The sequence below is a fragment of the Veillonella parvula genome (assembly GCF_018378075.1).
Taxonomy (GTDB): Bacteria; Bacillota; Negativicutes; order Veillonellales; family Veillonellaceae; genus Veillonella; species Veillonella parvula_K.
On the sequence record NZ_JAGZYE010000005.1, the window covers coordinates 85,514 to 100,764 of the forward strand.

The 15,251-nt window shown below is 38.4% G+C and carries 9 protein-coding genes; 8 read left to right on the forward strand and 1 reads right to left on the reverse strand.

Going from position 1 to position 15,251, the window contains the following annotated elements; all coding sequences use genetic code 11:
- Nucleotides 1–268: 268 nt before the first annotated feature.
- On the reverse strand, nucleotides 269–1,828 hold the full coding sequence (locus KH286_RS05935; RefSeq protein ID WP_278604708.1) for a hypothetical protein: 1,560 nt from the start codon (nucleotides 1,826–1,828) through the stop codon (nucleotides 269–271).
- Nucleotides 1,829–1,976: 148 nt separating this feature from the next.
- On the opposite strand from KH286_RS05935, the gene KH286_RS05940 reads away from it, so the two are divergent.
- From KH286_RS05940 to KH286_RS05975, 8 genes are all read left to right on the forward strand, one after another.
- On the forward strand, nucleotides 1,977–3,149 hold the full coding sequence (locus KH286_RS05940; RefSeq protein ID WP_278604709.1) for an iron-containing alcohol dehydrogenase: 1,173 nt from the start codon (nucleotides 1,977–1,979) through the stop codon (nucleotides 3,147–3,149).
- A 24-nt stretch (nucleotides 3,150–3,173) separates the two neighbouring features.
- Nucleotides 3,174–4,004 carry a hypothetical protein gene (locus KH286_RS05945; protein ID WP_278604710.1) on the forward strand — a complete coding sequence of 277 codons (831 nt, stop codon included), beginning with the start codon at nucleotides 3,174–3,176 and terminating at the stop codon, nucleotides 4,002–4,004.
- A 30-nt stretch (nucleotides 4,005–4,034) separates the two neighbouring features.
- Entirely contained in the window at nucleotides 4,035–4,901 is an 867-nt protein-coding gene (locus KH286_RS05950) for a hypothetical protein (protein WP_278604711.1), read from the forward strand.
- A gap of 196 nt (nucleotides 4,902–5,097) precedes the next feature.
- Nucleotides 5,098–6,417, forward strand: a complete 1,320-nt coding sequence (locus KH286_RS05955; RefSeq protein WP_278604712.1) for a dicarboxylate/amino acid:cation symporter — start codon at nucleotides 5,098–5,100, stop codon at nucleotides 6,415–6,417.
- A gap of 289 nt (nucleotides 6,418–6,706) precedes the next feature.
- Nucleotides 6,707–7,744 (forward strand): nicotinate-nucleotide--dimethylbenzimidazole phosphoribosyltransferase, encoded by a 1,038-nt coding sequence (locus KH286_RS05960; RefSeq protein ID WP_278617748.1) that lies wholly within the window; start codon nucleotides 6,707–6,709, stop codon nucleotides 7,742–7,744.
- 9 nt (nucleotides 7,745–7,753) lie between these two features.
- Entirely contained in the window at nucleotides 7,754–9,067 is a 1,314-nt protein-coding gene (locus KH286_RS05965; protein ID WP_278617749.1) for a DUF389 domain-containing protein, read from the forward strand.
- Nucleotides 9,068–9,439: 372 nt separating this feature from the next.
- Nucleotides 9,440–10,273, forward strand: coding sequence for a MetQ/NlpA family ABC transporter substrate-binding protein (locus tag KH286_RS05970; RefSeq protein WP_004694974.1), 834 nt, complete (start codon nucleotides 9,440–9,442; stop codon nucleotides 10,271–10,273).
- A gap of 514 nt (nucleotides 10,274–10,787) precedes the next feature.
- Complete coding sequence (locus tag KH286_RS05975; RefSeq protein ID WP_278617750.1) at nucleotides 10,788–15,044, forward strand: acyl-CoA dehydratase activase-related protein; 4,257 nt, start codon at nucleotides 10,788–10,790, stop codon at nucleotides 15,042–15,044.
- Nucleotides 15,045–15,251 lie beyond the last annotated feature (207 nt).

Sequence of the window (15,251 nt, forward strand, 5' to 3'; positions counted from 1 at the left end):
AGAGCAAAAAGTCATAAAACTGTTAATATAGTCGTATAAGCATATATAAGATTAGAATGAATTATATAAAATATCTTTAAGTTGAGTCTAATCAGAAAAATAAGAAAACTACTATATATGGTAGTTTTCTTATTTGGCTTATACATTATGTTACGATTATAGCGAAAAAAATCTATATATTCAATATTGACATTTGGAAATTTTTTAATATAGTTTTACAAAAAATGTCGATATGGCTGAAGATGCCTTAAATTACTAGCTTTCATAATTAATTATATAATACGCTAAAAATAATTCTTCGTGCGCTGTCTTGATATGCATAGTAGGAGTGGATTAAGAGTTTGTATCCCGTACCTTCTATAATGACTGAATCTGAAGCCGTTTTAGGAACAGTGAGAAATTTTTCATATATATGATGAACCTCGGTCACGCCATTTGGTAGAGATACCTCTAAATCAAGGCCTTCATTGATGAATCTAAAGTTGATAGATTCATAGGATGCTGTTGGTATGTCAGCTGTACTATCAGCAGGCTCACGTACTTCTAATTCGATGTTAGAAATGAATTTATTATATCCTACAAGCGAAATAACATGAGGTTCTTCAACGGCCGTAAAACTGATAAACTGAATATTTCGTTCCTTATATATTTCCGTTGCTCCTGGTTTTGAAGAATCCCCCTGTATAATCGTCCTGCCATAATCTGTAAAATCAGGGTTAAATGTTTCTGTAATAGGCAAGTATACGTGCCATTGACTGTCAATTTTCGTATAGTTTGTAAACTCTCGATGGGATGTGTAACCGATAAAAGGCATTAAAAGGACTGCACCTAGGGCGAGCGCCATAATCGTTGTATGGATCGATGGAGTCAAACGCTTTACAAAGGAGTATACATTATGTGCTAAGAAGATTAGATTGAATGTGGCTACGTAAATCGTATTGAGCCAGAGTACGGGCTCATTTATTACGCGCTTGCCAATCAGGATTAAACACAATATTGTAATCGTAATAAATAAGAAACATAGGATCCTTTGTGTCTTGCTGCTTTCACTAGACCTGAAACTAGCCAAGTAAAATAGATAGAAAATGGCTACATACGGATAATATGTGTAAAGGAATCGCGCATCTTCGCGGAGGCCTAAGAGGATCAATACCAAGTAGATATTAGCTAGAACACCTGTAATGATGGAAGCCTTTGGTAGTATGATTCCAAAAACAACATTATAGAATGTATTTGGTTCTGGTGGTCCATCAGGCTCCTCTTTGTAAGTGCACAGCATGGACATACAGATAAATATATTAATAGCGGCTAATACTTTAAAGATTAAATCATCAAAGGTAAATGGTTTGTTCAGAATGATGAAGAAAAACCATAGAGTCATGATTATGACGACATTGTACAGTGTTGATGTAACAATGGTAATACCAATCCGTTTCAGGCGATTGATGATTTCGCCGATGTAGTATTCTCCAGGCGATGTAAAATACAGAGCAATCATAGAGTACAGCCATAGATATGATATGTTTTCTGTGGCTAGCTCTATGCCTCGTATGTGATGGTACGTTTCATGAATCGTATATAGACCAACGCTGATACCTATGCTTAATAATGTATATACTATGGAGAACTTTCGATCTCGTGTTATATATGATTGTAGTATGACGATGAAGAAATACAGCCCATAGAACCAAAGGTCTATATCGGCAAACCAATCTTGCTCTAGATAAAACGGTGTACATGAAAATACGGCAATTAATGCCAGTAATATAGGTGACTGCGTTGCTAGGTCACGCAGCGAAGACCATAAATGTGTAATTGCAGATTTCATAGATTCTCTCCCTTTATAAAAATAAATGCCCCCCTCTTATCTGTAGTATACATGTTTTCTAGTGAAAGTCCTATGAGGTTTTACAGGCGTCTGAATTTACATTACAATAACATTAAGAGCTAGTATTTATAGAAAAGAGGTCGTTCACATGGAGTTCTCTTATTTTTTACCAGTACATATCCAATTTGGTTGGGATAAGGTCGATAGTGTTGCTGATTTTGTTAAGCCTTATGGCAATAAAGCACTCATCATAACAGGGCGGACAAGTGCCAAAAAATCTGGACTATATGACCGTGTGACGGCTAAACTTGATGCGGCACATATCGAACATGTGTTGTTTGACCAAGTGGATGCAAACCCCTTAACGACGACTGCGTTGGACGGTGCTGCTTTAGCTAAATCTGAAAGCTGTGATATGGTCATTGCCATCGGTGGCGGCTCTATCATGGACTGTGCAAAAGGCATTGCATTTATGGCCGTTAACGATGGTGACATTAACGACTATATATTTAACCGTAAAACCAGTGATAAGGCGTTGCCTCTTATTGTAATTCCCACAACCTGTGGCACCGGCTCCGAAGGTAATGGCTTTGGTGTACTTACTAATCCCAAAACAGGAGACAAGAAATCCTTGCGATGTAACGCCATCGTACCAAAGGTATCCATTGTAGACCCTGCTGTAATGGGTACAATGCCTCCTTATGTATTGGCATCTGTGGGCTTTGATGCACTCTGTCATAATATCGAGGCGTATACCTCTAAAACGGCACAACCTTTTACCGATGCATTAGCTCATTATGCGGTAACCTTATTAGCACAATATCTTGTGCCACTATATAAACATGTGAAAGCAATGGCTGAAGGCAAATCAGCTGTTCTCAACGAAACTCAACTTACAAAAGCTTGGGAGTCCGTTACATTGGCTAGCACAATTGGAGGCATGGTTATTAATACCGCCGGTGTAACACTTGCTCATGGCATGGAACACCCTGCCAGTGGGCTTAAGGATATTACTCACGGTGTAGGCCTTGCCGTTATTGAACCTGTTGCGGTGGAATATACATGGAGTGCAAACCCCGATAAATTTGGTGCCTTAGCTCGTATATTCAACCACGGAGATGGATCCGAACTAGGTGAAGCATTACGCTTGATTGTACATGACCTAGACCTTACTACAAACCTTACAGAACTTGGTTTTACAAAAAAAGACATTCCTTGGCTTGTCGATAACGTGTATGTCGTAGCTACTGGCAATATTGCTAATACAGTGGCTGATGTGAGTCAGGAAGATATAGAAATGTTGTATAAGAAAATGTTCTAAGTATTGTCATGATAGGAGAGAGTTTTGTTTCAAGGATTTTATGGTTTATTAACGGTTATGCTATGCGTGTTGTTTGCAATCGTGGTAGCGCTATTTAACATAGCACCTATTACATACATGGTTTTTGGTATAGCCATAGTATTGAGTGTGTTACTGCAATATGGTCGCTTTAAGAAACAAACCATATCTGAAAGAGCCCATAGCCGACTAGCTTGTGGTTTATTTATTGTCATAACCCTTTGTATATCTTGGCTTGTAGCTGATTGGGTTCAATATGATACTCAAACGACTCGTGATCAAACTGATGGTTTTGAGTTTAGTACGATGGATTGGAAACGTGGTTGGCCTAATAGTGAAGAATTGCCGGAGGGGTTAAAACGACCAGAGAAACTTCCAGAAGGTATTTATAGAGCATCTGCTTTTCGTAGTGATTTAGTATGGGCTAATGCATATCGAGAAAGATATACAGTATTTGAAGGAGACCTTAAAGTAATCTCACAATATGAAGCGATAGCTAAGCAAAATGCAGCTTATACAGCGCAAATTGATGCGGATGGTGTATTGCGTGATTTAGATACTGGGGAGAAAAAGCGCTTTATATCTCACCCAAATAGCTATAACATTATAGAAAGTATAGGAGAAGAACCTTTAAATTTGCCGCAACGGAATTTTATAGAGTGGTTGCGCTTTGCACCTCGAAAAGAAACAAAAACAGTAGTCAAGGATACATATAATTCTACGCGGAATCATAGATTATATGTATTTGTTGATGATGGTAATACAAAGAGACCTCATTTTGTGGAACTTTTGATTAGTGATGATGGGACTCGAGCTGTGTTTTATCAATCTAAGTAACTTGAATAGGTGTTGTTGTGGAGAGTGTATATGCGACAGTGTTTAATGTATTTAAAGAATTTGTTTACTGAGCCTCCATATAGAAAAAGTATATGGTTCTTTATAATTCTTTGGATACTAACATTTTTGTTTTCGGATGAGATATCATATTCTGGGTTATACTATCTGATTTTGTTAGTAGCTACGATTGTGTTATTGCTTGAAAAATGTGGAGTAATCGATAGTGAGAAAGCTATACGAAAAAGATTTTTAACATATTTTTATGTAATCTTTTTCCTGTGTATGCTTCCTACATTAGCTGTTAATTTAGCATTTTCTGCTATAGGGGTATCTCATTATGATACAAAACAGTGGCACTCTACATGGCCCTCATCTAAAGCGGGGTATATTCCGGCTCCATTACAAACACCTAAGTCTTTACCAGAGAGCTTGAAAGTGGTTTCTTCTGCTGAGGTAATTGGATTGGGTGGGAGTTATAGTTGCTTGGTATTAGATGGTGATAAAACTACTATTTCACAGTATGAGGAAACTGTTAAATCCCATGCTTGGTATTCGTTTGTAAATGGTAGGAAAAATGATAGTACCTTTAAAGCACTTAATTCATTTACATATCCAAAGGATAGAAATTTATTAGTTAGTGACGTGAATGAATATTATGAGATTATTACCGTTCAACGACAAAACTGGAAATTATTTCCCTGGGTAATTGATGGTACACAGAGTGTCGGTGATGATCCTAAGGAAGATTATTATTATAGTACTCGGATATCAGCTGAGAAATATATAGTATATGTTGTTTACCATAACTTTGATCATGACCAGCCTAGAGTCATTTACTTTATGTTTAATCCAGAGCAAACGCGAATGATTACTGTAGATATAGATATGTATCATTAGTTTTTATTAGAATGTCTATAAAAATTGAAATAATACTTGAATATATTATAATGTGTTCAAATATTGGAATTGACAATTTTAAATCATATCTCTATAATGTGAATTAAAGAGAGACTCGGATATTCATTATCCCAGCCCTAGGGCTGGGATTTCTTTTTTTAGTCTCTAGTAGTTTAGTTTGTAGAGAGGTGTTATTATGGCAGATCAAAACGACAAGAATGTGGATGCCTTAGCGCAAGAGATTACCTTAAAAAGTCGTGGTCAAGGTAAATTGCGTCAGTTCATTTTATGGATGGGGGCACTCATCATTGGTGCTATCTTAGGATGGCAACATATTCCGGCTTTAAATGAGCTCTTTAACTTTATTGCAGCGGTCTTTACCCGTTTGTTCCAATTTATCGCAATTCCAACCGTATCCTTAGCGGTAATTACAACATTATCCATGCTAGGAGCTAAAAAGGATACAGGCCGTATCTTTGGACACGCCGTAGTATACACATTGCTTACTACAGTTTGTGCAGCAGCTGTAGGACTTGGCTTATTCCTATGGATTGCACCAGGTAATTTACCACTTGATGTAATCGGTGCCGGTGCAGCTCAAGTGCCTGAAAAACTTGGCAATGTTACGTATTATGATCATTTCTTATCTGTTATTCCAAACAATATTTTGCAACCATACTTACAAGCCAATGTATTGTCTGTAATGTTTATTTCTGCTTCCGTTGGTTTAGCCTTTGCGTTCATGCCACGCACAGAAAATCGTGAAGCGGTGTTGAAAGTGTTATTTGGTTTACAAGAGTTATTGTTCACGTTGATTAAAGCATTGCTTTATGTATTGCCAATCGGCATCTTTGCTTTTGCAGGTCAATTATCTGCACAAATCGAAGCAGGCGTCATTGTTGGTGCCTTAGGTAAATATACGGCTGTTGTTATTGGCGGTAACTTGATTCAATTCTTTATCGTAATTCCATTGTTCTTGTTATTCCGCGGTTTGAACCCTGTGGATGTATTCCGCAAAATGTCTCCAGCTGTAGCCGTTGCGTTGTTCACAAAATCTTCTGCAGCAACATTGCCTGTTACATTGGCATCTGCTGAGGATAATTTGAAAGCTCATCCTGCAGTAGCTCGTTTCGTATTGCCAATTTGTACAACTATTAATATGAATGGTTGCGCAGCTTTCATTCTTGTTACATCCTTATTCGTAATGCAAAATGCAGGAATGGAATTAACTATGGGCACAATGGTGGCTTGGTTATTTATTGCTGTTCTCGCTGCGATTGGTAATGCAGGCGTTCCAATGGGTTGTTATTTCTTAACCTTGTCCTTGATGAGTTCCATCGGTGCACCAATTGGTTTGCTTGGTATCATCTTGCCAATCTATACGATTATCGATATGATTGAAACCGCTGAAAACGTATGGTCTGATGCATCTGTATGTGCCATGGTTGACCATGACCTTCAAGGTAAATTGGACGACTTTAGTGGCGACGATATGCCTCAATTCCAAGGTGCTTAATTTCGTAGGTTAGATAAGCTTAAGAAAATACTTAATTATATAACTCAAATAAAAGGTTATCCTGTGAGGGGATAACCTTTTTTATCTGCTAGATTGATTGTAATTATATAATGATAATTTCAACTAAAAATATAGATGCTAAAAGACTAAAATTCAAAACTAAATTATATTTTTAAAAACTAACAATAGTCACATTACTAGATATATAATTTATGCTATACTTTCATATAGAATAATATCGAATTAATAGAAGGCTAGTTGGCACATTAGGTGCGGATTAGAGAATAAAATGAAAGATAAGTCAGTATTACCGATAGAGAAACAATTAAATAAATTTCTCCAACCAAAATGCCTTATCCCAGGTGGTCTTGGTTTATGGGAAATATATTTCCGTAAGATTTGCGCGGCTTGGGGCGAGATTAATGGTGAAATCCGACCACAGCATATCATATTTTCTGCTGATAATGGTTGTAATATGGAAGGTTATGTAGGCTATAACTACGAGGTGACACAAAAGCAATCTCGTAATATGTTACTCGGTGGTTCATCGGCGACACAATTTTGTAACTTTAACAATATTCCTTATGAGGTTGTAGATGTAGGAATTGCCTCAGATGATGGTATTGGTGTGAATCGCAAAGTAGCGAAGGGTACAAAGAATATTTTGAACCATCCTGCCATGGCTGAGGATGAATTTAATAGCGCCTTTCAAGCTGGATATGAACGGATTCAACATTATGTAGAACAAGGAATCAATCTGTTCTCCTTTGGTGAAATGGGGTTAGGGAATACGACAACCTCTGCGTGTGTGCTGTCTGCATTGACGGGGGCTGATCCGACGGAAACCGTGGGCCCTGGTTCCTGGCCAGATAAACCAGATTTGATGAAACGAAAAATTGACTTTGTACGTTCTGTATTAGACAAGCACAAGGCTAGTATTGATTCTGAAAGTGAACCAGACCGAGTTCGTGAAATCGTAGCTCATGTAGGTGGTTTTGATATTGCGGCTATTCTTGGAGCCATGCTAGCTTGTGTAGATTTTGAAAAGCCTTTTGTTATTGACGGCTTTATAACATCTGTGGCAGCTGCTTGTGCAACGCACATAAACGCTCGTATTAAGGACTATGCATTGCCATCGCATTATTCTAAAGAAAAAGGTACGGAAATCGCTTTGGCTGAGGTGGGGATCACTCAAGACATGGTTCCTATTCAAGCACAAATGTCGATGGGAGAAGGCACGGGGGCCATCTTGATGGTTCAAATGCTAAAAACAACGCAGCATATGTTTGTAAATGTGGGCACCTTTGCAGAGCTAATGAAATTATAAGGAAGAAGAATGGAAATAAATAAATACTTTGATATACATTTTGAGCGAGCCGATGATGCAACCATTGCTAAAAGGTTGATAGGTGGGGCTAAGATTAAGGGACCTGCTTTGGTTATCCTGATCCTCTCCATGTTTATTGCCTCTATTGGGTTGAATATGAATAGTACGGCAGTTATTATTGGTGCTATGCTTATATCGCCGTTGATGGGACCTATTCTAGCAACTGGTTTTGGCTTCGCTACGCTTAATTTTACAGTTGTGAAAAGCGCTATTTTAAGATTATCCTTACAGATTACGATTGCTGTTTTGGCATCTACTTTATATTTTTATATTTCCCCCGTTCAGACGGCTACATCTGAACTATTAGCGCGTACAGAACCGAGTATTTTTGATGTATTTATTGCTATATTTGGTGGGTTAGCTGGGATTATTGGGCAAACGCGTAAGACCTTAGATAATGTTATACCAGGGGTTGCGATTGCAACTGCACTTATGCCACCACTATGTACGGCAGGGTATGGCCTTGCTAATGGAAATTGGAACTATTTCTTTGGGGCTGGCTATCTATTCTTTATAAATGCATTCTTTATCTTCTTTGTATCTTTTATTGTTTTAAAGGGTGTATATAGTTTGCCATTCCATAAACAAGCAGAAGAGCTTATTCGTCGTAATCAGCTAATATTTCTTGTGATTGGTCTTATTATGGCTATACCAAGTATTTATGCAGGCTATGATATGACCATCAAGTATTCTGAGTCAAATCATATAGAGCAGTTTATTAAGAATGATATTAATCAAGATGGACGTCGACAAGTGATTGATTATTCATTGGATCGAACGAATAAGCTAGTAGACTTAGTAGTTATAGGAGCTCCTGTGAATTTAGAGGAGCAAGCCCAGTTGGATGACAAGTTACAGAAGGATGAGTACTTGCAGCCTTATACATTACGATTTGTTAATAGCGTAGATGAGAAAAAATCTACTATGGATAAGACGAACTTGAATAAATCTTCAGAGAATCTTGAAACATATAAAAACTTGAGTAATCTGTACCAGCCGACTTATCAACTAGTAAGTGAAACTATAAACACTATGAAAACGACAGAAGCTGAAGCAAAGGCGTTGTTCCCATTTGTAAGTAAAGTGGAAGGCATGCCTTTGATAGATAATTTAGAACAGCCTAAAGCGAGTCGCTATATGGTGATTATCTATACCACGTCCACTGTATCTGATGCAGATTTGGAACGAATAAAAGCTTGGCTAGAGGCTAAATTATCAGCACCTGTAACTATTTCTATCGAGCAAACAACGTCAACTCTATAAGTTGATTTTTTGATTTTGATTAGATTGTTTATTATATAGAGCGACATTTATAACGGTACTAAGTTTGATTTTAGCTATTAGGTATATTACCTAGTAGTACGGGGAATCATCTTAGTACCATTTTTATTTGCTTGGTATAGTTAAACGTTATTATTTTATCCTTGCTATAGATTTTAGTTATAAAGATTAATATATAAAATCTATTATGCAAGTAGGATTTAAATTGCTATACTTACAACATCGAAATTATTAAATAATTAAATGTAGATACATGAATAAGAAAATATAAATTTATTACAATATCTACGTGTGTTGTATACGCGTGAGTCCTCGTCAATAGATGTAGGTGTTCATCGTAGATAGGAGGATTACATGAAAAAATGGTTAGCATTAGCAGCGACGGCCGTATTAGGCGCGTCCTTATTGATTAGTGGTTGTGGCTCTTCCACAAATGACGCAAGTTCCAGTAGTGCTGGTGGTTCTAAAGCAGAGGTGTTAAAGGTAGCAGCGAACCCTGTACCTCATGCTGAAATCTTAAATCAAATTAAGCCTTTATTGGCTAAGGAAGGTGTAGATCTTCAAATCATTGAATTTACGGACTACATCCAACCAAATATGGCGTTGTCCAGTAAAGAAGTAGATGCAAATTTCTTTGCTAACGTGCCTTACCAAAATAACTTCAATAAAGATCATGGTACAAACTTCGTAAGCTTTGCCCCAGTTCACATCGAACCATTGGCCATTTACTCTCAAAAAATCAAAGATTTAAAAGATTTGCCTAATGGAGCAAAAGTAGCGATTCCATCTGATCCAACAAACAGTGCTCGTGCACTTCTCTTGTTACAAAGTGCAGGTCTTGTAACTTTGAAAGACCCAACTGGTTTGACTAACACACCATTTGATGTGACTAGCAACCCTAAAAACATCCAAATTACAGAGTTAGAGGCAGCTCAAATTCCTCGTTCCATTCAAGACTTAGACGCAGCTGTAATTAATGCTAACTATGCATTGCCAGCAGGTCTTAATCCTACAAAAGATGGTTTATTCGTAGAAAAAGCGGATTCTCCATATGCAAATCTTCTTTCCGTAAATCCTGGTGATGAAAACAAACCAGCTATCCAAAAATTAGCTAAAGCATTACAATCTCCAGAAGTTAAGAAGTTCATTGAAGAACATTATAAAGGGGCTATCATCCCAGCGTTCTAATCAATGATTGGAATAACATATATGTATTAAATTTAATACTCTCTTATGACATAACTTTATAGATATGAATAAGACGTACTGTCTTATGAACTAACCCCGAAATTGGAATCAATTTTGGGGTTAGTTTCTTATATATTACATATTGTCTGATGCAATTAATATATTTGATTTGACCTGTTATGTTACAAAAGATACGTTATTTTTCATTGTAAAATGGTATAATATTTTTTACATCCTATTATATATATGACTTTGTAATTCAAATCTTAATATATTTTCTATAACATTTTAGATATAGAAATAACTTAGATTTTAACTGCTGTTGTTGTATAATAAAGATAGGATATTTAAAAATTTAGATATTTTGGTGAAAGTATTATATCCTTATCTATTTTAATTTTTTATTTTAGATGCTTAGTACAGTATATATGTTGTACATATTACATGTGAGACTTTCACAAAAATAAGTATGGTCACTTAGGTGGTCATACAGTCGTTAAAAAGAGAGGTATTTATGCAGCACATGCTACGCATGGGGATTGACGTGGGGTCTACAACGGTTAAAGTTGTATTATTGGACGAACACGATAATTATTTGTATAAAAAGTACATACGCCATTATGCAAACATATTGGACACAGTATATACCTTGTTACAAGAGGCTCAAGTTGGTCATGAAGACGCTTTTGTTCATGTATGTATTACTGGTTCTGGTGGGATGGCTATGGCCGAAAAGGTGCGCATCCCATTCGTACAAGAGGTTATTGCTGAAACGCGAGCTGTGAAAGCCCTCTATCCAGAGACAGACGTTATCATCGAACTTGGTGGTGAAGATGCGAAGGTTACGTATTTAGGTCAAACTGCAGAACATCGTATGAATGGCTCCTGTGCTGGTGGTACGGGCGCTTTTATTGACCAAATGGCGACTTTATTGCAGACAGATGCATCTGGCCTTAACCAATTAGCCATGAATGCTGATACGATTTATCCAATTGCGGCACGCTGTGGCGTATTTGCTAAAACAGACGTACAAGCTTTGTTAAACCAAGGTGCATCTCATGAAAATATTGCAAAATCTGTATTCCAAGCAATTGTAAATCAAACGATTGCTGGCCTTGCATGCGGTCATAAAATCGAAGGTAATGTAGCGTTCCTTGGCGGTCCGTTGACATTCTTGTCTGAATTACGCCAATGCTTCTGTGATACCTTAGAGCTAGATGAAGCGCATCGCATTATCCCTGAAAATGGTGAATTATTCATCGCTTTAGGGGCGGCATTGATGAAAGATGAGTGCCGTGAGATTACGGTTGGTCAATTGACAAAGGAAATCGGTGCACTTATTGGTATTCCTATGGAAGCTACAGACCGTGTGGATCCGCTGTTTAAAAATGAACAAGAATTAGAAGAGTTCCGAGCTCGTCACGCTAAGGCGGTAACGCCAAAGGCGAATATCGAGGATGCTCAAGGTCCTTGTTACCTTGGTATTGATGCTGGCTCTACTACTCTTAAGGTAGTTCTTATCAATAGCAACAAGGAAATTATCTTCTCTCACTATGGTCCTAACCATGGTAAACCGTTAGAAAAATCTCGTGAAATCATCGAGAAAATATATGAATTATTGCCAAAAGGCGCCTATATTGCACACTCTGGCGTAACTGGCTACGGTGAGGCCTTTCTTAAACGCGCCCTCGGCATCGATATTGGTGAAGTAGAAACGATGGCTCACTATCGTGCGGCCCGATTCTTCTGCCCTGATGTATCCTTTATTTTGGATATTGGCGGTCAAGATATGAAATGCTGTAAGGTTCGTGATGGGTACATCGAAGATATCGTGTTGAACGAAGCTTGCTCCTCTGGTTGCGGCTCTTTTATTGATACATTTGCATCTGGTCTACGCATTCCTATCGATCAATTCGCAAAAGAAGGATTATTGGCACCTATGCCAATCGACTTAGGATCTCGTTGTACTGTATTTATGAACTCTAAGGTTAAGCAGGCTCAAAAAGAAGGTGCTACGGTACAAGATATCGCAGCAGGTCTTGCTTATTCTGTAATTAAAAATGCCCTTTATAAGGTTCTTAAGGTGAAAGACCCTAAAGAATTAGGCGATCATATCGTTGTTCAAGGTGGTACGTTCTATAATGAATCTGTTTTGCGTGCCTTTGAGAAATTGATGGGCGTAGAGGTGATTCGCCCTGATGTATCTGGCTTGATGGGTGCATACGGTATGGCTCTTCTTGCAGCGGAAACGGCGGAAGAGTTACAAAAGGGTGAAAGTACATTGCTAGATAGTGAAGGCCTTAATTCTTTACAAGTATCTACGACAATGCGCAATTGTGGTCTTTGCCCAAATAACTGCATGCTTACTATCAATGCTTTCTCCGATGGTCGTACATACGTAACGGGCAACCGTTGTGACCGTGGCGCTGGCGATATGATTCAAGAGAAACGTAAGCCAGTTCCTAACTTGGTAGATGTAAAATTACGTCGTTACTTTGATTACTACTTGAAGAAAAATATTCCCGAGTTTGAAGGTAAAATGCGCGTAGGTATTCCTCGCGTTCTCAACATGTATGAGGATTTTCCATTCTGGTTCACATTCTTCAATAGCTTGGGTTATGAAGTAATCCTTTCAGATTATACGACTAAGGAGCAATACAATAAGGCTATCGATACAATTCCATCCGATACAGCTTGCTATCCTGCAAAAGCTGTACATGGTCATATTCGAGATTTAGCGAATGCACAGGTAGACTTTATTTGGTACCCTTGTATTCAACATGGCCCTAAGGAATTTAGTCGCGACAATAATTACCATTGTCCAATGGTTATTTCCTATCCAGAACTTATCAAAAATAATATGCAAGAGGTATTGGGCGATACTCCATTCCACGCACCATTCTTGCCGTTAGCTGATAAAAAATCCCTTGTTCCGGCCCTTGTGAAAGCATTGGATTTTTTAAACTTAAAGAAGAAGGATATTGCTAAGGCTGTAGACCTCGCTTGGGAAGAGCAGGAAAACTGTAAAGCGTCTTACCGTGAAACGACAAAGAAAACTGTATCTCGCCTCGTAGCAGAACAAATTCCAACAATCGTTTTAGCTGGTCGTCCATACCATTTGGACTCCGGTATCAACCACGGTATTCCAGAATTAATCACATCCCTTGGGATGGCTGTTCTTACGGAAGATGGCGTTGCGCCACTCGGTAATGATATCAAGCATTTACGCGTTGTAGACCAATGGTCGTATCATAGCCGTCTATATCGTGCCGCTGAATTTGTAAGTAGAACTGAAGGATTCCAAATTGTAGAGCTTAACTCCTTTGGTTGTGGCCTTGATTCTATCGTAGCAGATCAGGTAAAAGATATACTTTCAGCAAATCATAAAATCCATACCTTGCTCAAAATCGATGAAGGTACAAACCTTGGAGCCGTGACAATCCGTTTGCGTTCATTGCAATCTGTAATGGAACGTAGCTTGCGTCGTCATCATAATCCTGAGGCGCCGGAAGAGGTAGTGGTAGAGAAATTACCAACTTACGATTACAATCGCGTTGTCTTCACAGAAGAAATGCGTAAGACTTATAAAATTTTGGTGCCACAAATGTCACCATTGCATTTTAGCCTTTTAGAGCCAGTACTCAAAAATGAAGGATATGACTTTGAAATGTTGCCAGCGCCTACGCGTGACGATATCGAAGTGGGTTTAAAATACATTAATAACGATGCATGTTACCCAGCGATTATCGTTGTAGGGCAGCTCATGTCCGCACTATTATCCGGTAAATATGATGTAGATAAGACGGCTGTTATCATCTCTCAAACTGGTGGTGGTTGTCGTGCTACAAACTACATCGGTTACTTACGTAAAGCATTGATTGATGCTGGTATGAAACAAGTACCTATTCTATCTCTTAATGCGAGTGATATGGAACGCCAACCAGGCTTTAAGTTGACAAAAGGTTTCTTACATCGCATGATTCAAGCTGTTGTATACGGTGATGCGCTCATGCAATGTGTTCTTGCCACACGGCCATACGAGACAAATCATGGTTCTACCGATGCATTATGTGATTATTGGATTAAAAAATTACGTGATAATATTACATCTGCCAGTCTTCGACAATATAATAAGTACATCAAAGAAATCATCCATGATTTTGATAACTTACCAATTAATAAAGATGTACAAAAACCTCGTGTTGGTGTCGTAGGGGAAATTTATGTTAAATTCCATCCAAGTGCTAACAATCATATTAATGAGCTTATCGAAAAGGAAGGCGGCGAAGTCGTTACATCTGGCTTGCTAGATTTCTTCTTGTATTGTGCAATGGATAGCACATACCGTGCTAAGCACCTTGATGGTACATGGCTATCTGGCTTCTTTGGTACATTGGCTCGTGAAGCCCTTGAGCTCTACCGCTTGCCATATGCAAAAGCCGTAGCAGCGTCAAAACACTTTGACCCGCTACAACGTATGACAGAAGTAGCAAAAGAAGCAGCCCAATTCATCGGACTTGGTAACCAATGTGGTGAAGGCTGGTTCCTCACAGGAGATATGATTGACCTTATCGAAAAAGGAGCTAAGCAAATTGTATGCTTACAACCATTTGGCTGCTTACCAAACCACGTAACAGGTAAAGGCATGGTGAAAACACTATCCGCTGCCTACCCAGACGTGCGAATCGCAGCTATCGACTACGATCCAGGATCCAGTGCGGTTAACCAAGCAAACCGATTGAAACTACTACTATCGACAATGTTTGAATAAGGGTGCTCTGTTATATTTTCAATGGGGCCCCGTGACAACTACATAACACTAGTATAGAAAAAACACAGCCCTCTCTTGGCTCAGTACGGCGCTACGCTTCGTAAAATCGCTGCAGAGAGGGCTGTGTTCTTTTCTATATACACCTGTATGAAGCGGTCCCATTGAAAATATAACTAGTGCAGTGGGGAGAAGTTGGGATGGAATTTA